Below are 22,706 nucleotides of genomic sequence, written 5' to 3'. Positions count from 1 at the left end.
TTTGATGAATGAAGTAATAGCAGTTGTAACAGGGGGAGCATCTGGTTTAGGAGAGGCGACTGTTCGTAAAATTGTTGCAGAGGGTGGCAAAGCAGTAATTTTTGATCTTAATGACGAGCGAGGACATGCACTAGTAGAGGAGTTAGGGGAGAATGTCCAATATGCACGTGTAAATGTCACAAAAGAAGCTGATGTAGCGGCAGGTCTTGAGCAAGCAGTAGCGAGATTTGGGTCCATTAATGTCACAGTGAATTGTGCTGGAATTGCTGATGCAAGTAAAGTACTTTCAAAGCGTGGTGTACATGCCCTTGATTTATTCGAAAAAGTGATTTCTGTAAATTTAATTGGTACTTTCAACGTTATTCGCCTAGCAGCTGAGCAGATGCAACATAATGAACCAAACGAGGATGGTCAACGTGGCGTTATTATTAATACTGCATCTGTGGCAGCATTTGATGGACAAATAGGACAAGCGGCATATAGCGCGTCAAAAGGTGGTGTGGCAGCGATGACCTTGCCGATTGCCAGGGAGCTTGCAGAAATTGGGGTACGTGTTATGACGATTGCTCCAGGATTAGTAGAGACACCAATGTTTGCATCGTTACCAGAACCAGCAAGAACAGCACTTGCCCAAATGACACCGTTCCCTAAACGACTTGGGAAGCCATCGGAATACGCGCTACTAGTCGAAAGTATTATCAAAAATGGTTTATTAAATGGTGAAGTAATTCGCTTGGACGGCGCGATTCGTATGCAGCCAAAATAGGGGAAACTTGAAGGTGCTCGACTCCTGCAAAATAAGCTAGAAAGATTGAGTGAAGGCTAATATCACCTTTTTTGTGATTGCGCCTTCGTGAAGCTCTGAAGTGAAAAGGGGCTTGTCTGCGGATAAAAAGCTGAATAAGTTAGCTTGTTTCGTATGTACTTATTGGTAGTAGCAGTAAGCCTTGGACGATTCAAAAATTTTATGAACAAAGGGGAGCGTTATTATGCATATGATGGATACACCTTTATTATTAACTAGTTTTTTGGATCGAGCAGAACGATTTTTTCATGCGAAAAAAATATATTCGCGGACAAGCCCTACAACAATTCACGAATTTACCTATAAAGAATATGTAAAAAGAACTCGTAAACTAGCTGATGCTCTTACAAAGTTGGGAATGGAGCGAGGTATGAAGGTAGGTACCTTTGCTTGGAATCACCACCGTCATTTAGAAGCATATTTTGCAGTACCATGCGCGGGAGCTGTCTTGCATATGATTAATATTCGATTAGCACCTGAGCATATTGCTTACGTTATTAATCATGCAGAAGATGAAATATTACTAATTGATGATAACTTAGTTCCGCTTATTGCACCGATTGTCTCACAGCTTAAAACGGTAAAGCATTTTATCGTAATGGGAGATGCTGTCGAGCTAGAAAACATCCCATTACCGAATGCTCTATCTTATGAGGCATTACTCGAAGAAGCGAATGAGAATTTTAGATTCCCAGATGATTTAGATGAAAATACACCTGCTGGCATGTGCTACACAAGTGCCACTACAGGAATGCCAAAGGGTGTGGTGTATACTCATCGAAGTATTGTCCTCCATACGATGGCAGCAGGACTCTCCGATAGTATTGCGATAGGCGAGGCTGATGTTTTACTACCTGTCGTACCAATGTTTCATGCGAATGCGTGGGGATTTCCGTTTGCTGGTGTATTATTTGGTGCTACCCAGGTGCTACCAGGGCCAATGTTTACACCACAACTATTACTTGATTTAATTGAAACATATAAGGTCACGTTGACTGCAGGAGTACCGACAATTTGGCTTGGGGTATTACAGGAGCAACGCAAAAATCCTCGTGATTTGTCTTCGATACGATTAATTATATGTGGTGGTTCAGCATCTCCGCTCGGTCTAACTCGTGGCTTTGAGGAGGAGCTTAAAATTCCTTACATGACGGGCTACGGTATGACCGAAACATCGCCGCTTGTTAGCATATCGTCGTATTTAACACATATGCAAGATTATACGATGGATGAAAAAATGGACGTTCGTATTACACAGGGAATAACAGTGCCGCTCATTGAAACACGCGTAGTCAATGAAAACGGTGAAGTCCCTTGGGATGGCAAAACAATGGGCGAATTGACAATTAGGGGCCCGTGGATTGCTGCCGAGTATTATAATGATGAACGAACAACGGAAGCCTTTAAAGATGGCTGGCTCTACACTGGTGATATTGCTGTAGTGACAGTAGATGGTTATATTAAAATTTCAGATCGAACAAAAGATTTAATAAAAAGTGGTGGAGAATGGATTTCCTCGGTAGACCTTGAAAATGCTTTAATGTCGCATCCTAAAGTGTTTGAGGCTGCTGTTATAGCCATTCCCCACGAAAAATGGCTTGAACGACCTCTAGCGTGTGTTGTAGCAAAGCCTGAATGTAAGGATTCTATTACGAAATCAGAGCTACTAGAAGATTTACGATCGCAATTCCATAAAACATGGATTCCTGATGACATTGTATTTTTAAATGAGATACCGAAAACTTCTGTAGGAAAATTCATGAAGGTAAAATTGCGCGAAGATTTAAAGGGTTATCGAGTAGAAGTTTAAAGGACTAAACATTTTGAAGGTGGTGTCAAACTACCTTCATTTTTTTGTGAAAGGCTGGATCAATACAATACTGGATCAATACAATAACGTGAGATTGATTTCCGTTCCGACTGGACGTAGTAGTATTGGCCAAAAGGAAGTTTTGTCTCGAAGGAGTTATCATAGGACGACGTGATGCAATTTACTAAATGGCTACGTCGTAACAAATATCAAAATGAATATTTTTGCTAAATTAATGAAAGAATGAAAAGAAAAATGAAACTATTTTTTCCATTTTGCCGTATAATCATTATTAATGAAAGGAAGTGGACGTATTGTCAATTCCAATGGTTGCAATTCTCGGAGGCGTATTAATCGCACTAGTAGGGATACTTACTGATGCAAACACAAGAAAGCAAAAGATTAAATTAAAGTCTATCGAAAAGGAATTGGAGCTAGAGAAGCTGAGATTAGAAACGTATACGATGGAAACAGAGAAATTACGTCTAGAATTAGAGCAATCCAAAGTGTTATTATTAGAGGAAAAACAAAACTCAACCAAGTAACTTGGATTACATGTGAAAGACTATTTCAGGAATGGCACTTTTCCGCTATAATGGAAATACGACGCTAGAGGGGAAGAAGACCGCATGTCTGATTATGAACAATTTATAGAAGGTATAAAGCGCAAAACAGGAATAGATTTAGCGCTATATAAAGAAGCGCAAATGAAAAGACGATTAACATCTCTGTATGAGAAAAAGGGATATCGTAATTTTGTGGACTTTCTAAAGGCACTTGAACAAGATCGTAATTTAATGAATGAGTTTTTAGATCGTATGACGATTAATGTTTCCGAATTTTATCGCAATGGGAAGCGCTGGGAAGTGTTGCAGAAGAAAATATTTCCGAAATTACTGCAATCTAATAAGCGTTTAAAAATTTGGAGTGCTGCTTGTTCAACGGGTGAAGAACCCTATTCTTTAGTCATGGTATTATCTCAATTACTGCCATTATCTCAAATTCAAATCATTGCTACTGATCTAGATGAGAATGTCATTCAAAAGGCGAAATTAGGTGTTTATCCAGAGCGATCATTAGCAGAAGTGCCGAGTGATATTAAAGCCAAGTATTTTGAGCAAGAAGGTTCCTTTTATAGGGTCAAGGATGAGATTAAACGTTGTGTGACGTTTAAGAAGCATAATTTACTTAATGATCATTACGATTCTAATCATGATTTAATTGTTTGCCGCAATGTGATGATTTATTTTACGGAAGAAGCGAAAGATCAGATTTATACTAATTTTAGTAAAGCATTGCGTAAAGATGGGGTTTTATTTGTTGGATCAACAGAGCAAATCTTTAATCCATCTCGTTATGAGTTTGAAGTCGAGGATACGTTCTTCTATAAACGAAAATAGTTAATAATATGAGAAAAGCATTTGTACAATAGATAATATGAATGTCATGTACATATTTTCAAAGCTTTAGACATAGATGAATCGTACGCTTTTCGCTTGATGTAAGCAAAAAGCGTATTTTTTATTAGCTATCTCGTATCTCGAATCTCGGGCAGTAAGGCTCCAACCTCAGACTTTAATGAAAGCTTAGGTAGGGGATAACTGATTGTTGAAGACTAACAATTAGTGGATATGCAGAAATTTTTTTCGGGCGAATCGTTCAGAATATTCTAATTTAACGATATGCCTAAAGTAACTTCGAAAGCGACAGGAGTTACTTGGACAATTCGGAATTTACGAATAATTAAAACGAGTCTTAAAAGACATTTGCAAAAGGACTGTTTTTTTAGAGAATATATGTTATAGTGAAAAATACATACTTTAGCGAGTTGAAGGGAGAAAGTGTTTATGCGTTACTTAACAGCGGGAGAGTCACATGGACCCCAATTAACAACAATTATTGAGGGCCTACCGTCGCTCTTACCAATTACAGCAGAAAAAATTAACCATGATTTAAAACGTCGTCAAGGAGGGCATGGACGCGGCCGCCGTATGCAAATCGAAACGGATACAGTGGAAATAGTCGCTGGTGTTCGTCACGGACAAACACTTGGTTCTCCCGTAGCGCTCGTAGTCACAAATGATGACTGGAAGCACTGGACAAAAATTATGGGAGCAGAACCGTTAGCAGAAGATGTGAATCCTGACGATATCAAACGTCAAATTTCACGCCCTCGTCCAGGGCATGCAGATTTAGTAGGAGGCATGAAATACGGACACCGTGATTTACGTAATGTGTTAGAGCGTTCCTCTGCGCGTGAGACAACTGTTCGTGTAGCAGTAGGTTCGGTTGCCAAAGCGCTATTAAATGAATTAGGCATTTCTATAGTGGCACATGTAACAGAAATCGTTGGTATTAAGGCAGACACTTCCGTAATCGAAGGAAAATCTGCAGATGAAATTCGTGCCATTGTTGAAGCAGATCCTTGCTATTGCGTTGACCCAGGTGCTTCGGCAAAAATGGTGGAGGCAATTGATGAAGCGAAAAAAGCTGGTGACTCAATTGGTGGTGTAGTAGAAGTCATTGTTGAAGGAATGCCAGCTGGTGTTGGGTCATATGTTCATTATGACCGTAAGCTAGATGCAAAATTAGCAGCTGCCATGTTATCTATCAATGCATTTAAAGGTGTTGAATTTGGAATTGGCTTTGAAATGGCACGCCGTAAAGGCTCTGAAGTACATGATGAAATCATTTGGTCAGAGGAAGAAGGCTACACACGTGCAACAAATCGACTTGGTGGTTTAGAAGGTGGAATGTCTACTGGAATGCCAATTGTCGTACGTGGTGTAATGAAACCAATTCCTACATTATATAAACCGTTGCAAAGTGTTGATATTGAAACGAAAGAACCATTTAAAGCAAGTGTAGAGCGCTCGGATAGCTGTGCAGTACCAGCTGCGTCAGTTGTTGCTGAGCACGTTATTGCCTGGGAAATAGCGAATGCAATATTGGAACAATTCCATAGCGATCAATTACCTCAACTAAAAGCTCAAATCGACGAACACCGTCGTTATACAAAGGGGTTCTAATATGCGAGTACCAGTAGCGACGAAATCCCATCAATATGAAGTTGTCCTTGGTCATAAATTTTTAGCAGAAGCAGTAAAAGCATTTGATGATAAGCTTCAAAAAGCGGATAAGCTCATTGTTTTTACGGATGCTAATGTGTGGGCAGCGCAAGGAGATTATTTCAAGGCTCATTTCCCTTATCATTTTGAGGTTTTTATCTTACCAGGTGGTGAGGCATGTAAAACATTTGAACAATACAATGCAGCGCAAACATTTTTACTTGAACAAAAATGCTCGCGTAAATCATTTATTTTTGCATTTGGTGGGGGAGCTGTAGGTGATTTAACAGGTTTTGTTGCAGCCACTTATATGCGTGGGGTGCCGTTTATTCAAATCCCAACTACGATTTTGGCACATGACTCAGCTGTAGGCGGTAAAACAGCTATTAACCATCCTCTAGGTAAGAATATGATTGGTGCGTTTTATCAACCTGAGGGAGTTATTTACGATACTGTTTTTATCGAAAGCTTACCTGAGCGCGAGGTACGTTCAGGAACAGCAGAAGTGATCAAGCACGCGATGATTTCTAATGCATCGTGGTTAGAGGAATTAATGGCTGCAGAGACAGTTATTCATTTCACCACTGAAGAATTAGCGAAGCAGCTAAGAAAAGGTATTGAAGTGAAGGCCCAAATCGTAGCAGAAGACGAAACCGAGCAATCCGTTCGGAAATTTTTAAACTTAGGTCATACTTATGGGCATGCCATTGAAGCGGCCGCTGGTTATGGAAAAGTAGCGCATGGCGAGGCTGTCATGATTGGACTCGTATATTGTTTATTATTAAGTGAACGATACGGTGAATTAGATCGTACCTTCACTACAGCATTTTTGCAGTTTGCAGTGAAGAATGGTTATCCATTTGAAGCTGTAAAAGAATATTCCTTTGAACAGTTAACAGAGTATTTAATGAAAGATAAAAAAGCGGAGTATGGTATTTTACAATTCGTGCTACTGGATAAAATTGGTAAACCATTCATGCAACCAATTGATTTAGCGGAGTGCAGAGAAGTAGATGCCGAATTCCGACAGCTATTAGCGGAGGTGCTTGTATGATTCGTGGACTTAGAGGAGCAATTACAATTGAATCTGACAAGCCAGAGCTTGTATGGGAAGAGACAGCAAGATTAGTGCGTGAAGTAGTAGCAGCCAATAATGTGGAAATAGATGATATTGCTTCTATACTAATATCCACAACACCTGATATTACGTCAGCATTTCCAGCACGTGCTGTACGGTTAATGGACGGGTGGCAATATGTACCTGTCATGTGTACGCATGAAATGGACGTGCCAAACGCATTGCCACTTTGTATTCGTGTGTTAATCCATGCAAATGTGGAAGTAGCACAAAAGGATGTAAAACACTTGTATCTCAATGATGCAGTGAAATTAAGACCAGATTTAGCCCAAGCTAAATAAAAAGAGGAGATGTTTGAGATGAAATGGAAACAACAATTGGACGGTATGCAAGCATATAAGCCTGGTAAACCAATTGAAGAAGTACAACGTGAATATGGCTTACAAGAAGTCGTAAAATTAGCATCTAATGAAAACCCATTTGGGTGCTCACCTAAGGTAACTGCTTATTTACAAAATAATTCAGTAAATCATGCGATCTATCCAGACGGCTATGCGCAAAATTTACGTACAGCTGTTGCAAATCATCTAGGTGTCAAAGAAACACAGCTTCTTTTTGGTAACGGCTCCGACGATATCATTGCAATTATTACGCGTGCATTGTTGTATCCAGGTGTAAACACAGTGATGGCAGACCCATCCTTCTCCCAATACTGGCACAATGCTGAAATAGAAGGCGCAGAGGTACGCAAAGTTCCTTGTATCGAAGGTGCACATGATCTTGATGCAATGGCAGCAGCAATTGATGGTAATACATCGATCATTTGGGTTTGTAGCCCAAATAACCCAACAGGTGTGGTGATACCTGATGTTGAATTGCGTGCATTTTTAGCTAAAGTTCCAAGTGATGTACTAGTAGTATTAGATGAAGCATATATCGAATACGTAACGCATCCTGGTCACAAAGATACTCTACCTTTAATAGACGAGTTTCCCAATGTACTATTAATGCGTACATTCTCCAAAGCATATGGTCTTGCTTCTTTCCGAGTTGGTTATGCAATTGGGCAACCAGAAGTAATTGCAAAGCTTGATCCAGTAAGAGCGCCATTTAATAATACAATTTTAAGTCAAGCAGTTGCGACAATCGCTTTAAGTGATCAAGAATATATAAATGCTTGCCGTGAAGCAAATGAAAAAGGTAAAAAACAATATATTGAATTTTGTGAGAAACATAATTTGAAATACTTCCCTTCTGATACGAACTTTATTTTCTTTAATACGAATGCTGATAGTGATGTTGTCTTCAATGAGCTAATGAAACGAGGCTTTATAATCCGTAGTGGAAATGCGTTAGGATTACCTGGGTTTGTCCGCGTGACAATCGGAACAGAAGCTCAAAATACAGCGTTGTTAGGTCACCTTGAAAACGTCCTAAAAGAGCTAGGAGTTTTTGCATGATACGCAATGTGCTCGTTATTGGGCTAGGCCTAATTGGAGGCTCGATTGCCTTGGCATTGCAAAAGGCACCAGAAACAAAAATTATTGGCTATGATATGGATGCGAAAACTCGTGACCATGCGAAAACATTAAATATTGTTCATGATATTGTGACAGATCCAAAAGAAGTGGTGGCCGACGTGGATGTAATCATTTTTGGAACTCCCGTCAACGCAACGCTTGAATGGATGGAACAATTAAAAACATGGCCGTTAAAAAATAAAGTAATCGTAACAGATACAGGAAGTACAAAAAAGAAAATTATGCAAAAGGCTGGGGAACTACGTGAGTTAGGCATTACCTTTATTGGAGGACATCCAATGGCAGGCTCACATAAAAGCGGTGTTTTAGCTGCTAAGGCTCACCTTTTTGAAAATGCGTATTATATGCTAACACCGCTCGCCGGTGAAGAAATTGTCAATATGGCACAGCTTGAAAGTTTATTAAAATTTACACATGCAAAAGTTGTTAGTGTATCTGCTCGTGAGCATGATCATATGACAGCTGTAGTTAGTCATTTTCCGCATGTCGTAGCTGCTTCTCTTGTGCATCAATTGGGCGGAGAAAACGGGGAATATCCAATGACACGTTCACTTGCTGCAGGTGGCTTCCGTGATGTAACGCGTATTGCCTCGTCCAATCCGATTTTATGGCGAGATATTACATTACAAAATCGAGAAGAGCTTATTGCGCAGCTAGAAGGCTGGGAAAAGGAAATGAGTCGTGTAAAGGAGCTGCTTTTCAATGGTAGCTCGGATGACATAGAAACATACTTTGCAGTTGCTAAAGAGCTAAGAGATGAATTACCGATTAGTGCAGGAGCAATGTTCACATCATTTGACTTATATGTTGATGTTCCTGACTATCCGGGGGTTATTTCTGAGGTGACAGGCTTACTTGCAGACGAAGCGATTAGTATTACAAATTTACGTATCGTAGAGTCAAGAGAAGACGTTTTCGGGATTCTTGTTATTAGCTTACAAAGTGAAAGTGACCGTGAACGTGCAGCAGCGTGTATACAAAAGCGCGCTAATTATGAAACATATATTTCATAGGATCCTAGGAAATGCCTATTTAAAAGAAAGCGTCGAAATTACGGCGCTTTCTATCTTCATATTGGAGGGAAGAAAACGATGAGTGAAAAAGTATTACAATATGATAAACCTTCCTTACAAGGAACTTTAACGATTCCTGGCGATAAATCTATCTCTCACCGTTCCGTTATGTTTGGAGCTATTGCAACGGGAAAAACAACAGTTGACGGCTTTTTATTAGGTGAGGATTGTTTAAGTACAATTGATTGCTTCCGTAAGCTCGGTGTGAAAATTGACGTAGAAGGAACAAATGTATCCATCGACAGCCCAGGTATAGAGGGGTGGCAAGAGCCTACAGAGGTACTATACACAGGAAATTCTGGTACAACGACACGCTTAATGCTAGGTATTTTAGCTGGATCTACTGTACATTCAGTAATGACAGGGGATGCGTCCATTGGAAAGCGACCGATGCGCCGTGTTATTGATCCGTTACGTCAAATGGGCGCACACATTACTGGAAGGGCAGATGGACAATATACGCCATTAGCCATTCAAGGTACAGCATTACAAGCTATTGATTACCACATGCCTGTTGCAAGTGCGCAGGTGAAGTCTGCTGTTTTACTTGCTGGTTTACGCGCTGAAGGTACTACAATTGTGCGAGAAATTGAAGTATCTCGAGATCATACTGAGAGAATGCTACGTCAATTTGGTGCACAGGTTGATGAGGTGGATGGTGTTATTTCGTTAAAAGGAGGACAAACTTTAACAGGGACACATGTGTCTGTGCCAGGTGATATTTCATCTGCGGCCTTTTTCTTAGTAGCAGGGGCCATCTGTGAGGATAGTAAAATAACGCTAGAAAATGTCGGAATTAATCCAACACGAGATGGTATTATCAAAGTGCTTCATAATATGGGAGCATCTATAACACTTATACCGGATGAAGATAGCCAGTCAGAGCCGACAGCAACAGTTACAATTGAAACGTCAACATTAAAAGGCACTACCATTGAGGGAGATATTATTCCTCGTCTTATCGATGAAATCCCGATCCTTGCTTTATTAGCAACGCAGGCAAACGGTAAAACTATTATTAAGGATGCCGAGGAGTTAAAAGTGAAGGAAACAGACCGGATAACGGCTGTTGTGGATGAATTGAAAAAACTAGGTGCTAATATTGAAGCTACTGAGGATGGCATGATTATTGAAGGACCAACTCCATTACGTGGTGCTAGCCTTAAAACCTATGGTGATCATCGTATAGGGATGATGGGTGCTGTTGCAGCACTAATAACAGATGGGGCTGTAACTTTAGATGACGCAGAATGTATTGCGGTTTCTTATCCATCGTTTTTCGAGCATATAGAGGAAGTAATATAAATCTATGCTTGACTCTCCAAGTCTTTTGGGGAGTTTTTTCTTGTTTCGAGAGAAAATGTTTTGTAGCATAAAGGTATTAATGAAAGAATAGGTGAATGACTGTGAACAATGCGATGACTGAAATGATGCAAGCACTTGAACAAGGGGACTTAGCATTAATTGAACAGCTACTTGAAACATTTTTAACGAAAGAGCTACCTGAGGACATTTATGCGCTAGCTGAAGTTTTTATGCAGTATGGATATATGAAGGAAGCTGACCGTGTACTGGAGCATTTACAATTTTTATTCCCAGAAGAAGCACAGTTGAAAATTGATCGTGCAAACGTCTTAATGGAACTTGGCGATGAAGATGAAGCGTTAGATTTTTTATTAGAAGTAGAGGAGACAGCTCCAGAATATCCTCAAGCATTATTAGTATTAGCGGATTATTATCAAATGCAAGGATTGTTTGAAGTAGCAGAAATGCGCATCAATGAGGCACTATCTATATTACCTGATGAGCCATTACTACAATTTGCTAAAGCGGAGCTTTTATTTGAAACGGGTCGCTTCTTAGAGGCTGCGAGACTATATGAAGAATTGTATGAACAACAAGTTGAATTTGCTGGGGTAAGTCTTACAGAACGACTTGCTGAGGTGTATCGTGCAGGAGCTGCCTATGAAACGGCCTTAGATTACTATTTAAAAGCTCTGGAAGCTGAAGTAAAGCCAGATGTTTTATTTGGTGCAGCGTATTCAGCCTTTCAATCACAAAAATATGAAATGGCCATTAAACAATTAGAGGAATTAAAAGAATTAGACCCTGATTATTTTTCTGCCTATTTATTGCTTGCTGAAAGCTATGCCATGACGGAGGACAATAAAAAAGCATACGCTGCCATTCTGGAAGGATTAAAGCGTGACGAATACGATAAGTCCTTATTTTTATTCGCCGGTAAAATGGCTTTAAAAACTGGTTTGCCAGCTGAGGGTGAGCAGCATCTACGTGAAGCCATTGCCTTAGATCCTGAATACATGGAGGCAGTATTAACATTAATCTCCGTGTTGGCACAGCAAGAGCGTCATGAGGATGTAATAGAATTATTTGAAACGTTGCAAAAAAATGATTTTGAATGGAGCACCTTATACCCATTTGCTGCGGTTGCATATGAAAATTTAGAATTGTACGACCGTGCATACGAATTTTACCGTTTGGCATATAATGATTTTAAGGAAGACGCAGTATTTTTAGAAAAGTATGTTTATTTCTTGTTAGAGGAAGGAAAACGCTCAGAAGCTAAAGAAGTGCTCGGTCAATTAATAACTATTCAGCCGGGTGAACTGGAGTGGCAAGAGAAGTTAGAAACCTTAGAATTTGAGTAAAGGAGGGAGTGGGTATGACTGCTTCTGTATCAGTTGTCGATAAAAAAGCATTTGTTAGATGGTTTTTAAAAAATTATCAATTGAAACGTCGTGAGTGTGTATGGATTTTGAATTACTTATTAAGTAACGATGAGTTATTAAAACGAATTCGATTTGTTGAAGAAGCTCACTATTGCCCTAGAGCAATGGTAATGTCAACGGTCGATTCAACAGGAGTGCCGTTTCGTTTTTACAAAGGCAATGTAATGACAGCAGATGCTGAGAAATCCTTCCATGATTTACGTTTACATGAGCATGAAGATATGTATATACAATTGAATTTTCCAAATGTACCACCAAGTGCACAATACTTAGCAGTTCTTGAAGAAAACCCTTATATGCCAGAAGCACTGATTGTTAGTGAAAAAGATCGCTTACTGGCTGAAGAGCTGCTTTCCAACAGCTTACTCGTATTCCAAGAAGAAAAATTACTCGCGCAAATTGATGAAGCCCTCGATCAGGGAGATGAAGATCGCTTTTATGAATTGTCTAATTTGTTACAAGCTTTAAAGGAAACGGCTAATTTACGTTAGTTATAAGTAAAAATGGAATGTCCTTTATCTACCTCAATATGATAACATAACAAGTGAATGATTGTTTTCACTTTTTATTGGCTATCCTATTGAAGAGTGGAGAAGGGCATTTTTTTATCTTCATGCAGTGGGGGTACCAAACCCTGCTGCATGAAGATAAAGCCCCGGCGGGATTGTGCCCAAAATCCGGACGCAATTACGCCAAGGCGAAATTGATTTATGCAACAAGAGGAGGTTTGTGAGATGTATTTTAATGCAAGTGATGTGACATTGTTTATGGCACAGAAGGAATTTATCGATACAGCAATTGTTCCACTCGTAACCGTCGATTTAACTCCTGAAAAAATGAAACAGAGTGGTACAGAAGTGGATTTTTTGTTATCGCTTACATCTTTTGTCGAACAACAGTTTAAAGGTCGTTTATTATTGATGCCACCGTTTACGTATAGTGCAACATTAAAAAACGAAGATATGCCGAAGCAATTAGAGGCACAATTACATAATGCTGGTTTTAAGCATGTGTTCTTCATTACTTGTGACCATTTTTGGACAAATATTGGAGATGAAGTAAATGTTATTTGGCTACCAGCGATTCCGTTAGAAAGTATGGATAAAGGCGTGAAAAGCTCCATTCTCGAAGATCAATTGCGACAAGTGATTCCGATCTTTTCGACCAAATGGACACAGATTTAACAATTAGTTTCAATAATTGTTCACATTCTCCAGCTTTCCACAGAATGCTATATTGACCAAGCTATGGAGTTGATATATCATAGATATGTCCTAGTATTACTATTTGTAAATGAATGTCCGTTGGACTGACCTTTAAGTTAGAGGGGGGAAAAAAATGAGTAATAATCGAGTTTCACGTCGTCAATTCCTAAGCTATACACTAACTGGTGTAGGTGGCTTTATGGCGGCAGGTATGCTGATGCCAATGCTTCGTTTTGCAATAGACCCAGTGCTACAAAGTCATGCTGGTGGGAACTTTGTAAAAACAGAGCATAAAATCGCTGATATTACTGACAAACCTGTTAAAGTTGACTTAACATTTGAACAAGTTGATGCATGGTACAAATCAGACGTAACAAACGTAGCATGGGTTTTCAAACAAGGCGATCAAATCGTTGCATTATCTCCTGTTTGTAAGCATTTAGGATGTATGGTTGACTGGGGAACAGATTCAACACACCCAGATCAATTCTTCTGTGCTTGTCATGGTGGACGCTATGAGAAGAATGGTAATAACGTAGCAGGAACACCACCATTAGGTCCATTGGATGAATATGAAGTTAAAGAAGATGATGGTTATTTATCGCTTGGGCCAATTCATCCAAATACTCTAGTTAAGTAAGGGGGTACAAAACAGTGCTAAATAAAATTTATGATTGGGTCGATGAACGCTTAGATATTACACCTATTTGGCGTGATATTGCCGACCACGAAGTGCCAGAGCACGTGAACCCTGCACATCATTTTTCAGCATTCGTTTACTGTTTCGGTGGATTAACTTTCTTCATCACAGTAATTCAAATTCTATCAGGTATGTTCTTAACAATGTACTATGTACCAGACGTAGTGAATGCTTGGAAATCAGTTTATTATTTACAAAACGAAGTAGCATTTGGTGAAATCGTACGCGGTATGCACCACTGGGGAGCTTCATTAGTAATCGTTATGATGTTCTTACATACACTTCGTGTATTCTTTACAGGTTCTTATAAGAAACCTCGTGAATTAAACTGGATGGTTGGTGTAGGTATTTTTGGTGTTATGATGGGTCTTGGTTTTACAGGATACTTATTGCCTTGGGATATGAAAGCATTATTCGCTACAAAAGTAGGTATCCAAATTGCTGCATCTGTACCGTTTATCGGTGAATGGATTAAAATCTTATTAGCGGGTGACTCAACTATTCTTGGTGCTCAAACGTTAACACGATTCTTTGCGATTCATGTATTCTTCTTACCTGCAGTATTGTTTGCATTACTTGCAGCACACTTTATCATGATTCGTCGTCAAGGAATTTCAGGGCCGTTGTAATAGTTCTTGACGGTTCGATGATTTTTTAAAGGAGGGGACATAATGCATCGCGGAAAAGGAATGAAATTTGTTGGTGATTCTCGTATTAAAGCGAATCACAGAATGCCGAACGTTCCAAAGGATTATTCCGAATATCCAGGTAAGACGGAAGCTTTCTGGCCGAACTTCTTACTAAAAGAATGGATGGTTGGTGCTGTATTTTTAATTGCTTATTTAATATTAACAGTTGCACATCCATCACCACTTGAAGGACCAGCTGATCCGACAAGAGCGTACATTCCATTACCGGACTGGTACTTCTTATTCTTATATCAATTATTAAAATACACATATGCTTCAGGTCCATATAATGTTATTGGAACAGTTGTAATTCCAGGTCTTGCATTTGGAGCGCTATTATTAATGCCATTTTTAGATAAAAGTCCAGAACGTCGTCCATCTAAACGTCCGTTACCAACAGCGTTTATGTTATTGACTCTGGCATCTATGTTTTACTTAACATGGGAAGCAGTTGCTAACCATGACTGGGAAGCTCAAAAAGCAATGGGCGCAATTGAAACAGAAGTTCAAGTTACTATTGATGAATCACTACCAGGTTATAAAATTTGGACTGGTGAAACAAGTGACGCAGCTCAATCTTGTATCGGCTGTCATGCGGCTGACTTAAAAGGTGGCCCAGCTGCTCCAACATTACTTGGTAACACACTAACAGCTGACGAAATTGAAGATATTATCCATAACGGTCGAGGCAAAATGCCACCTGGTGTATTCAAGGGTACAGATGAAGAAGCGAAGCAAATAGCTGAATTTGTTGCGAGCTTAAAAGAAGATAAATAAGTATAGTTTAAAAGAGTCAGGAAACTGGCTCTTTTTTTCTTCTAGTATAATAATGTGACTGTTACAACTTCAAAAAAGTTCCCCAGAATGTATTTTAGTTCTATAATATTTATGAGGATACATTTTAGATATTCGAAAGTGGCAGGCCAGTCCCCGGAATTTATGTAGAACTAACCCTGTGCTATCCAAACATTTGATGTGGTCTATTTTGAAGTGTTAGAAAAAGCTCATCAACAAAAGATAGGCATGACATTGGTTAAAATGTAAGCTATGTACATAAGTTGATTTCCTTTCCGACTGAACGCCCCCGGGAAAGCGCCTAGTCGGAAAGGAAATCAACCCCACGTTAAGGTTTTGGACAACAAAAATACTGCCAATATTCATTATCGATAGTATGTGGCTAATTAAAGATTAATTTATACATAATAACAAATAAAAAAGGCATCTTAGTAAAGACAGAAGATAAAGGAGTTTTAATTATGCAAATTACACGTGCAAACGTCTGGTTTCTCCTTACACATAAATCATTTTTAATACTATTACTTATTATCAATCTATTAGGAACTATTTACGGTTATTATTGGTATGGAGGGCAGCTTGCCATCACGAAGCCCATCTTTTATATTTTTGTGCCGGACAGCCCGACAGCCAGCCTATTCTTTTGCTTTGTATTGTTAGCATGGATTATGGAAAAAAAATGGCCGCTAATGGAAGTGCTAGCACTTATAACGCTGGTCAAATATGGAATCTGGGCCGATGTGATGAATATTTGGACGTTGGTTGAAACGGGATCTATTGGCTGGCAAGGCTGGATGCTTGTTGGCTCACATTTTGCTATGGCTGTTCAAGCAATTTTGTATCTCGGTAAATATGTTTTTTCATATTGGCATATTGCCGTGGCAGCCGTATGGACATTGCATAATGATGTAATTGATTATGTATTTGGCCAAATGCCGATGTACCGAGATTTAGCAGATTATACAAGTTATATTGGTTATTTTACTTTTTGGTTATCCATTACATGCATTTTTCTAGCCATCTTCTCAATTAGGTGGCGCAAATATTTGCCGAATTAGGTAATTGATTATAGAATTATAGTATTGAGATAGAAAGGGGTTAAAAAATTGTCAACAAGTATGTATATTGTTTATTTTGCAATCATAATGCTACTGCCGCTTTACGCACAGATGAAAGTAAAGGGCACGTATAATAAGTTTGCAAAAGAACGTACAATGAAGGGACAAACAGGTGCAGAGGTAGCGCGTGCGATTTTAGATGCAAACGGCTTATATGATGTACGAGTTGTTCCAACACAAGGTGTGTTGTCTGATCACTATAATCCGGCGACAAAAACAGTTGCTTTATCGGAAAGTAACTTTTATGAGGCGAGTATTGCTGGAGCTGCAGTTGCTGCCCATGAGGTTGGCCATGCCATCCAGCATAAAGAAGCTTATTCAATGCTGACATTACGTAGTAAGCTAGTGCCAGTTGCAAATATTTCATCAAATATGTCTTGGATATTTGTCATGATTGGTATTTTTGCAACGAATCCAAAATTTTTACTTTTAGGTATCGTATTGTTAGCAGCAGGCGTGGTTTTCCAATTAGTAACGTTACCAGTAGAGTTTGATGCATCCAAGCGTGCGTTAGTGCAAATGAATTCTCTAGGTATTATTACAAATGAAGAAGAGCGCCCAGCACGCAAAGTGTTAAGTGCTGCAGCATTAACATATGTTGCCGCGGCAGCAGTAGCTGTATTAGAATTATTACGTTTAGTATTAATCTTTACAAATATGCGAAGTGACGACTAATAAAAAACTTGTTGTAGTGGTAATTCACTATAGCAAGTTTTTTAATCCGTTACTTTACTATGTAAAAAAGCCTACCTCAACGAATGTTTTATTCGAAAGAGCAGGCAAATTGTTCGTTTTAATGGAGCGGTTGTTTTTGGTCGTCTAGCGTGAAGCCTTCTCCTGCAACATCACGTACTTCTATTATAGAAACGAAAGCGTGTGGATCCACCTCATGAACAATGGATTTTAAACGTACAACCTCATTGCGGCCGATGACACAATAAATAACTTCTTTTTGTTGCTTAGTAAAATGGCCATGACCTTCAAGTATAGTAATACCGCGTTCCATTCGTATTGCGATCATCTCAGCAATGGCGCTAGATTTTTCAGATATAATAAGTGCTCCACGTGCTGCATATGCTCCTTCTTGAACAAAATCAATGACGCGCGCACCAACAAATACCGCAACAAGGGTATACATCATAGAGCGTGCATCTAAAAATGTTAGCCATGATAGGATAATGACAATTGCGTCAAAGATGAACATCGTTTTACCCATACTCCAACCAAAATATTTATGCCCAAGGCGAGCCAAAATATCTACACCGCCAGTTGTACCACCGAAGCGAAAGACGATACCGAGCCCTAGTCCAACAAAAACCCCTGCAAAAAGAGCAACAAGTAACAGATCGTCCTCTAAATGAATAGTAAATTGATACTTTTGGAAAACTTTAAGGAAAACTGAAACAGATAAAGTTCCAACAAGCGTATAAATAAATGATTTTTTCCCAAGTAAACGATACCCAATAATAAACATAGGAATGTTTAATAGTAAATTCATTAAAGCAGGGTCCCAGCCAAGTGTAAAATAAAGTATGAGTGTAATCCCACTTAGGCCACCTTCACCGAGTTGATTTTGCATGTTGAAGTGGACGAAGCCGAAGCTAAAAATCGCAGCTCCGAGCATTATTGCGATGATATTGCTGATTTTGATCTGTTTTAGCATATGACCTCCTGAAGTTCCAAACAAATGAAGTAGTGCTATCTATTATCTGACATTTTATTGTTTTTGACAACAATGGTGTAAATTTTATACGATGGTAAGTAGGAGTGTGATTTAGATGACTGAACAAGTGACAATGCAAGCTTTACAGCAGCGTGTAGATGATTATATAGGACAATTTAAAGAAGGCTATTTCCCGCCATTCGAGTTACTGGCACGTCTAACCGAGGAACTTGGTGAATTGTCTCGTGAAGTGCAAGACGTTTACGGGCAAAAGAAGAAAAAGAATACAGAGGAAGCAAACAGTATTGAAGAAGAATTAGGTGACTTTTTCTTTGTTTTAGTGTGCTTTGCAAATGCACAGGGCATTAAATTAGATGAAGCACTTTTACGCGTTATACATAAATTTGAAACAAGGGATAAAGATCGCTGGACTAGAAAGGATGGAGAATGATGTCAATTCGTGTAGCAATAGCAGGACCTAGAGGAAAAATGGGAGCTGAGGCTGTACATACGGTCATGAAGCATGACAAAATGGAATTAGTAGCTGTACTAGATTATAAGGAAGTTGGAAAAACATTAGGTGATTTGGAGATGTTTCCGGCAAGTTATACGGCTCCAATCTTTACAGATATGTCTGAACTTGTAGAGGCGACTGCACCTGACGTATTAGTAGATTTAACAAGCCCGCATGCAGTATACAAACATACTAAAGAGGCCTTGAATTTAAATGTACGACCTGTAATTGGTACAACAGGCTTTACAGATGAACAACTAGTGGAATTATCAGCAATGGCTAAAGAAAAAGAGCTAGGCTGTATTATTGCTCCAAACTTTGCTATAGGGGCAATCCTTATGATGAAATTTGCTAAGGAAGCGGCAAAATATTTACCTGATGTTGAAATTATTGAAATGCACCACGATCAAAAGCTGGATGCTCCATCAGGAACAGCTGTTAAAACGGCACAGTTGATTCAAGGAGTGCGAGCACAAAAGATGCAAGGACATCCAGAGGAAAAAGAAACTATTGAGGGTGCAAGAGGTGGAGAATTTGATGGTATGCGTATTCACTCTGTTCGTTTACCAGGTTTAGTGGCACACCAGCAAGTGTTATTTGGCGGAGATGGGCAGCTATTAACAATTCGTCATGATTCGTTAAACCGTAATTCTTTTATGTCTGGTGTAGCATTCTGCGTAGAAGAGGTCATGAAAATGGATCAACTTGTATATGGTTTAGAAAACATCATCTAAAGATTGGGATGGAAGCATTATGAAAATCGCATTAATTGCACATGATCGTAAAAAAGATAATTTAGTACAGTTTGCTATAGCTTACCGAAATATTTTAAATGAGCATACGTTGTTTGCTACAGGTACAACAGGACAGCGTGTTATGGAAGCTACAGGCTTAGAAGTAACACGTTTCCGTTCTGGACCACTCGGTGGCGATCAACAAATTGGCGCAATGATTGCCAATAATGATATGGACATGGTCATTTTTTTCCGTGATCCTTTAACAGCACAACCACATGAGCCAGATGTTTCTGCACTTATTCGTCTTTGTGATGTTTACCAAGTGCCACTGGCCACAAATATGGGAACTGCAGAAATATTACTAAAAGGCCTACAAGAAGGCTTTGTGGATTGGAGACTGATTCAAGAAAGACGAAATTAAAAAAAGACGTGATTTAGAAAGGATGATAATCGAATGAAAAAGCTAAAAATTGGCATTACCTGTTATCCAACTGTTGGAGGCTCTGGTGTTATTGCAACAGAATTAGGAAAAATGCTTGCAGAGAGAGGACACGAGATTCATTTCATCACCTCAAGCGTACCATTTCGATTGAATAAAATTTATCCAACCGTCTTTTTCCATGAAGTAGAAGTTAATAATTATTCAGTATTTCAATATTCGCCATATGATATAGCATTAGCGAGTAAAATGGCGGACGTGATTAAGGATGAAGAACTAGATGTGCTTCATGTGCATTATGCAATACCACATGCGGTCTGTGCTGTCTTAGCACGTGAAATGAGTGGTCGTGACATAGGGATTGTCACAACGCTACATGGTACAGATATTTCAGTGCTTGGGCAGGATTCCACCCTTTCACAGGCAATTAAGTATGGCATTAACAAATCTGATATTGTTACGACAGTGTCAGAGGCCTTAAAGCAACAAACCTATGAGCTTATTGATACAGTAAAGCCAATTAATACGATTTACAACTTTGTTGATGAACGTGAATACTTCCCGCGCAATTCAGGAACCCTGAAGGAACAATTTGGAATTCAAGAGGATGAAAAAGTGATTATTCACGTATCTAACTTCCGTAAAATTAAGAATCTTCCCCATATTATAGACGCTTTTATGAAGATTCGTGCCAACATGAAGGCAAAGCTGTTGCTAGTAGGAGATGGCCCAGAAAAGCATCGTGTAATGGATCAAGTAAAGGAAAGTTCTTATATGGAGGACGTTCTATTTTTAGGCAAACAAGAAAATTTGGCTGAATTATATGCGATCAGTGACCTTAAATTATTACTATCACAGCAGGAATCATTCGGGTTAGTCTTACTTGAAGCAATGGCTTGTGGTGTACCTTGTATTGGATCAGCTGTAGGCGGTATTCCAGAAGTCATTGAGCATGGTGTAGATGGCTATATAGTAGAATTAGGTGATACGGACGCAGTGGCAGAGTATGCAGTGAACCTATTGAAGGATGAAGAGAAATTACAACATTTCCGAGAAGCAGCTATCCGTGCTGTTGATGAAAAATTCCATTCATCTAAAATTGTAGAACAATATGAAAATTTGTATGAAAAGGTTGCTGAAAGAAATCATGCAAAACAATAAAGAATGGCAAGCAGCCTATTCAGTTATTGAACAACTAGAAAACGCAGGCTTTGAAGCAGTGATCGTTGGTGGTGCGGTACGAGATGCTATACTCGGTCGTACTGCCCACGATGTAGATGTTGCGACAAATGCGATGCCAGACGAAGTAAAGTTTGTCTTTAATCGCACGGTTGATATAGGGATTCAGCATGGGACGGTACTTGTTATCGACCCAGCTGGATCGGTGGAGGTAACGACATATCGTACAGATGGTGAATATACGGATCACCGTAGACCCGAGGAAGTGCAATTTGTACGTTCGTTAAAAGAAGATTTACAGCGCAGAGACTTTACGATGAATGCCATTGCGATGCGTCGTGATGGTTCTTTTGTTGATTTTTACGGAGGACGCCAAGATATTGAGGCTGGTGTAATTCGAGCTGTTGGTGATGCACAGAAACGTTTTTCGGAAGATGCATTACGAATGCTACGGGCCGTACGTTTTTCAGCTCAGCTCGGTTTTTTAATTGAATCAGAAACCATGAAAGCAATGCAGGACAAGGCCGATAATATTTCTTGGATTGCGAAAGAGCGTATAAAGGCGGAGCTCGATAAACTATGGGTAGGGAAAGATGTTTTTAACGGTATAAAAAAGCTTGAGGAAAGTAGCCTAGTGAATTATTTGAATGGTACTTTTCAAACTGATGACTGGTCTGAATTTAACACGCAGGACAAGCTATTAGGCTGGGCATATTTTGCGGCTTTACAGGGTGATCATTGGCGAGAAGTGCTGGGTGACTATCGTTTATCGAATAAGGAGATGGCATTTGTAAAAGCTGTTTTAGAAGCTTTAAAAGCTTTAAAAAATGGCTGGACGAAAATGGATTACTTTGTATATGCTCAACAGGAACTGGAGGCAGCTTGTTATTTTGCGGAGTTGAGACAGCTTGATGTTCAAATGCCACAACAAAGTATACTTGAAATACAGACAAAGCTTCCTATTAGACATAAACAGGAGCTTATTGTAAAAGGTACAGATTTGTTAAAATGGTCCGGAAAAAAAGGTGGACCATGGGTAAAAGAAGCGTTGCAGGCAATGCTTGAAGCAGTTGTGAATGGCGAACTTCAAAATGACCGACAACAGATAAAGAATTGGATAGAACACGATTATTTCAAAAAAGAATAATCAACATCGATTTTTAAAAGAGGAGCCGTCTCAAAAAATGAATGAGACGGCTCCTTATTAATTTGGCTCCATTTTTGGTGCTATCATATTTTTAGCTTATCACCAAAAGTTGCATTTGTTAAAATGCTTACCATGAGTATAAGTCGATTGTAGTGGAGGCTGGGCAGCTCCTTAGGGATTAGCGGCTTAGACGTCCCAGGAAAGCGCTTAGTCGGAACGGAAATCAACCATTTGTTATGACGGTGATTCCAAGAGAGTTAAAAATAATGAATAACTAGTAGCTAAAAGATATTTGATGATAGATTGTGGTCAATTGTCATAATTTACAGTATGATTAATACAATTGAATCAAAATTATGTAAGCATAAAAATATAGCAGAGTTTAATAAAGGATT

General features: G+C 39.2%; 24 protein-coding genes. 23 read left to right on the top strand and 1 reads right to left on the bottom strand.

Annotation, left to right across the window (positions count from 1 at the left end):
- The first annotated feature begins 4 nt into the window (after nt 1–4).
- The 18 genes from ABH966_RS03840 to ABH966_RS03755 all read left to right on the top strand — a co-directional run bounded on the left by ABH966_RS03840 (nt 5) and on the right by ABH966_RS03755 (nt 17,307).
- Nucleotides 5–766, top strand: coding sequence for a 3-hydroxyacyl-CoA dehydrogenase (locus tag ABH966_RS03840; protein WP_370075905.1), 762 nt, complete (start codon nt 5–7; stop codon nt 764–766).
- Between the two features lie 223 nt (nt 767–989).
- Nucleotides 990–2,615: a long-chain fatty acid--CoA ligase gene (locus tag ABH966_RS03835; RefSeq protein ID WP_370075903.1), complete on the top strand. Its 1,626-nt coding sequence runs from the start codon at nt 990–992 to the stop codon at nt 2,613–2,615.
- A gap of 305 nt (nt 2,616–2,920) precedes the next feature.
- The gene (locus ABH966_RS03830) at nt 2,921–3,160 is read left to right on the top strand and encodes a hypothetical protein (protein WP_427445869.1); all 240 of its coding nucleotides are present in this window, start codon (nt 2,921–2,923) and stop codon (nt 3,158–3,160) included.
- Between the two features lie 84 nt (nt 3,161–3,244).
- Nucleotides 3,245–4,015: a CheR family methyltransferase gene (locus tag ABH966_RS03825; protein ID WP_370075899.1), complete on the top strand. Its 771-nt coding sequence runs from the start codon at nt 3,245–3,247 to the stop codon at nt 4,013–4,015.
- A gap of 447 nt (nt 4,016–4,462) precedes the next feature.
- Complete coding sequence (aroC, locus tag ABH966_RS03820) at nt 4,463–5,644, top strand: chorismate synthase (RefSeq protein ID WP_370075897.1); 1,182 nt, start codon at nt 4,463–4,465, stop codon at nt 5,642–5,644.
- Nucleotide 5,645: 1 nt separating this feature from the next.
- Nucleotides 5,646–6,737, top strand: a complete 1,092-nt coding sequence (gene aroB, locus ABH966_RS03815) for a 3-dehydroquinate synthase (RefSeq protein ID WP_370075895.1) — start codon at nt 5,646–5,648, stop codon at nt 6,735–6,737.
- Entirely contained in the window at nt 6,734–7,102 is a 369-nt protein-coding gene (gene aroH, locus ABH966_RS03810; protein WP_370075893.1) for a chorismate mutase, read from the top strand. Before aroB ends, aroH begins: the two co-directional genes overlap by 4 nt.
- Before the next feature lie 18 nt (nt 7,103–7,120).
- Nucleotides 7,121–8,221 (top strand): histidinol-phosphate transaminase, encoded by a 1,101-nt coding sequence (gene hisC, locus ABH966_RS03805; RefSeq protein WP_370075891.1) that lies wholly within the window; start codon nt 7,121–7,123, stop codon nt 8,219–8,221.
- Nucleotides 8,218–9,315: a prephenate dehydrogenase gene (locus ABH966_RS03800; protein WP_370075889.1), complete on the top strand. Its 1,098-nt coding sequence runs from the start codon at nt 8,218–8,220 to the stop codon at nt 9,313–9,315. Before hisC ends, ABH966_RS03800 begins: the two co-directional genes overlap by 4 nt.
- Before the next feature lie 78 nt (nt 9,316–9,393).
- Nucleotides 9,394–10,680: a 3-phosphoshikimate 1-carboxyvinyltransferase gene (aroA, locus tag ABH966_RS03795; protein WP_370075887.1), complete on the top strand. Its 1,287-nt coding sequence runs from the start codon at nt 9,394–9,396 to the stop codon at nt 10,678–10,680.
- Between the two features lie 95 nt (nt 10,681–10,775).
- Entirely contained in the window at nt 10,776–12,044 is a 1,269-nt protein-coding gene (locus ABH966_RS03790; RefSeq protein WP_370075885.1) for a tetratricopeptide repeat protein, read from the top strand.
- 14 nt (nt 12,045–12,058) lie between these two features.
- Nucleotides 12,059–12,616, top strand: coding sequence for a ReoY family proteolytic degradation factor (locus ABH966_RS03785; RefSeq protein WP_370075883.1), 558 nt, complete (start codon nt 12,059–12,061; stop codon nt 12,614–12,616).
- A 243-nt stretch (nt 12,617–12,859) separates the two neighbouring features.
- Nucleotides 12,860–13,309 (top strand): DUF2487 family protein, encoded by a 450-nt coding sequence (locus tag ABH966_RS03780; protein ID WP_370075881.1) that lies wholly within the window; start codon nt 12,860–12,862, stop codon nt 13,307–13,309.
- A 154-nt stretch (nt 13,310–13,463) separates the two neighbouring features.
- Nucleotides 13,464–13,970: a Rieske (2Fe-2S) protein gene (locus ABH966_RS03775; protein ID WP_142508359.1), complete on the top strand. Its 507-nt coding sequence runs from the start codon at nt 13,464–13,466 to the stop codon at nt 13,968–13,970.
- A gap of 14 nt (nt 13,971–13,984) precedes the next feature.
- Complete coding sequence (gene qcrB / locus ABH966_RS03770) at nt 13,985–14,659, top strand: menaquinol-cytochrome c reductase cytochrome b subunit (protein ID WP_053482547.1); 675 nt, start codon at nt 13,985–13,987, stop codon at nt 14,657–14,659.
- Nucleotides 14,660–14,701: 42 nt separating this feature from the next.
- Nucleotides 14,702–15,496: a menaquinol-cytochrome c reductase cytochrome b/c subunit gene (locus ABH966_RS03765; RefSeq protein WP_370075879.1), complete on the top strand. Its 795-nt coding sequence runs from the start codon at nt 14,702–14,704 to the stop codon at nt 15,494–15,496.
- A gap of 479 nt (nt 15,497–15,975) precedes the next feature.
- Nucleotides 15,976–16,572 carry a lipoprotein heptaprenylglyceryl N-acetyltransferase LhaT gene (gene lhaT, locus ABH966_RS03760; RefSeq protein ID WP_370075877.1) on the top strand — a complete coding sequence of 199 codons (597 nt, stop codon included), beginning with the start codon at nt 15,976–15,978 and terminating at the stop codon, nt 16,570–16,572.
- 60 nt (nt 16,573–16,632) lie between these two features.
- Entirely contained in the window at nt 16,633–17,307 is a 675-nt protein-coding gene (locus ABH966_RS03755) for a zinc metallopeptidase (RefSeq protein WP_053593597.1), read from the top strand.
- A 118-nt stretch (nt 17,308–17,425) separates the two neighbouring features.
- On the opposite strand, the gene ABH966_RS03750 is transcribed toward ABH966_RS03755, so the two are convergent.
- Nucleotides 17,426–18,295 carry a YitT family protein gene (locus tag ABH966_RS03750; RefSeq protein ID WP_370075873.1) on the bottom strand — a complete coding sequence of 290 codons (870 nt, stop codon included), beginning with the start codon at nt 18,293–18,295 and terminating at the stop codon, nt 17,426–17,428.
- 115 nt (nt 18,296–18,410) lie between these two features.
- Between ABH966_RS03750 and ABH966_RS03745 the strand changes: the two genes are divergently transcribed.
- From ABH966_RS03745 to ABH966_RS03725, 5 genes are read left to right on the top strand one after another with little or no spacing between them, the layout of a single operon-like run.
- The gene (locus ABH966_RS03745; protein WP_370075871.1) at nt 18,411–18,746 is read left to right on the top strand and encodes a nucleotide pyrophosphohydrolase; all 336 of its coding nucleotides are present in this window, start codon (nt 18,411–18,413) and stop codon (nt 18,744–18,746) included.
- Nucleotides 18,746–19,543, top strand: a complete 798-nt coding sequence (gene dapB / locus ABH966_RS03740) for a 4-hydroxy-tetrahydrodipicolinate reductase (protein ID WP_370075869.1) — start codon at nt 18,746–18,748, stop codon at nt 19,541–19,543. Before ABH966_RS03745 ends, dapB begins: the two co-directional genes overlap by 1 nt.
- 19 nt (nt 19,544–19,562) lie before the next feature.
- A complete protein-coding gene (gene mgsA, locus ABH966_RS03735; RefSeq protein WP_370075867.1) occupies nt 19,563–19,967 on the top strand; it encodes a methylglyoxal synthase in 405 nt (134 codons plus the stop codon).
- Between the two features lie 33 nt (nt 19,968–20,000).
- Nucleotides 20,001–21,146: an N-acetyl-alpha-D-glucosaminyl L-malate synthase BshA gene (gene bshA / locus ABH966_RS03730; protein WP_370075865.1), complete on the top strand. Its 1,146-nt coding sequence runs from the start codon at nt 20,001–20,003 to the stop codon at nt 21,144–21,146.
- Complete coding sequence (locus tag ABH966_RS03725) at nt 21,133–22,311, top strand: CCA tRNA nucleotidyltransferase (protein ID WP_370075863.1); 1,179 nt, start codon at nt 21,133–21,135, stop codon at nt 22,309–22,311. The genes bshA and ABH966_RS03725 overlap by 14 nt, the downstream gene beginning before the upstream one ends.
- The last annotated feature ends 395 nt before the right edge of the window (nt 22,312–22,706 follow it).

The sequence above is a fragment of the Lysinibacillus sp. RC46 genome (assembly GCF_041262385.1).
GTDB lineage: Bacteria > Bacillota > Bacilli > Bacillales_A > Planococcaceae > Lysinibacillus.
This window is presented reverse-complemented; position numbering and strand designations above follow the sequence as displayed.